At 63.4% G+C, this 1,398-nt stretch carries 2 protein-coding genes; one reads left to right on the top strand and one right to left on the bottom strand.

Annotated features, from left to right (window positions below; translation table 11 throughout):
- On the bottom strand, window positions 1-412 hold a 412-nt coding region (locus tag AC1DWI_RS23145; protein ID WP_477725917.1), incomplete at its 3' end, for a cobalamin-dependent protein.
- 146 nt (window positions 413-558) lie between these two features.
- On the opposite strand from AC1DWI_RS23145, the gene AC1DWI_RS23150 reads away from it, so the two are divergent.
- Window positions 559-1,398: protein-disulfide reductase DsbD domain-containing protein (locus AC1DWI_RS23150; RefSeq protein ID WP_477725918.1), on the top strand; the 840-nt coding region annotated here is incomplete at its 3' end.

A 1,398-nucleotide genomic window follows, 5' to 3' on the forward strand; every position in this document is an offset into this window, starting at 1 on the left:
GTTGCGGGCCATCGAGCAAGGCACGGCAGAGCTTGGGAAAACTCACATCGCCCCAGCCGGTGACCACATGGTCGGCCAGGCGGCAAATTTCCTGTTCGCCCGTCTCGTAACTGACCTCGGGGCCGCCCAGCACCACCTTGATGCCGGGCCTCAGGGTTTTGAGCAGGCGCACGACCTGGGTGGTTTCCACCACGTTCCATATATAGATGCCGAGGCCGATGACTTCAGGATCGAGCGCCAGCAACTCCTCGACGATCTGCATGGGCCGTTGCTGGATCACAAATTCGCGCAGCAACGTTTGCGCACGAAGGCCGGGGCCGCCATGCAGGTCCATATTGGCCAGCAGGTACCGCAGGCCCAGCGAAGCGTGGATGTACTTCGCGTTGAGGGTGGCGAGGACAATGCGCGGCATGCCCCTATTATCTGGGCTGACTCTGAAAACGGCTGTAATAAGGCAGCGTGAAAATCGACTAACCATCATCGAGCGATGCCCGCACGCTGTCTTGCCCCCTGGCCTTCCAGGAACTAATCTCTGCGCCACCCGCTCACACTTGCACAATGAATGCCCTGCGTTTTCCGTTTGCCAAGCTAGCCGCTACATTTTTGATAGCTGCTTGCGCAATCCCCGTGCCCGCCAGCGCTCAAAAAGCCTTTAGCGACATTCTGGGCAAGGGCACCCCGGGCACAACCGGTGCGGTGGTCACAACGGAGCAGGTCAGTGCCGAACTGCTGGCCTGGGCGCCGGAAGGCGTGGAGCCCGGCAAGCCGGTCTGGGTGGGGCTGCGGCTCACGCACCAGCCCGAATGGCATACCTACTGGAAAAACTCCGGTGACTCCGGGCTGCCGACGCAGCTCGACTGGCAACTGCCCGCCGGCATTACTGCAGGCGATATCGCCTRGCCGACGCCCAAAAAAATCCCGATTGGCACGCTGGCCAACTACGGCTATGAAAAGGCGGTGCTGCTGCCCGTGCCTTTGACCGTGGCGCCCGGTTTCGCCGCCAGGCAGCTGGACGTCAAACTCAAGGCGTCCTGGCTGGTGTGCCGCAAGGAATGCATTCCGCAAGAGGGCGACTTTTCACTGAGCATCCCGGTGCGAAGCTCGACCGCGGCCAGCGGCCAACTGTTTCAGGACACGTTCGCTGCCACGCCCAAAGCACTGGCGGCCGGCGCCAGCCAGGTGGCCGTCGAAGGCAAGGCGATCAGCATTTCCCTGGCCGGCTTGCCCGCCGCCCTGCAAGGAAAAACACTGGCGCTGTACCCCGAAACCGGTAGCGTGATCGAGCCCGCCGCCCCCTGGCAACAGGCTTGGCAAGGCGCGGTGTGGACGGCACAGGTGCCCCTGTCGGGCCAGCGCACCGAGAGCCCGGCCAGCATGCCGCTGGTGGTGGCCCTGGAG

The organism is Polaromonas sp. P3_C2, assembly GCF_056402675.1.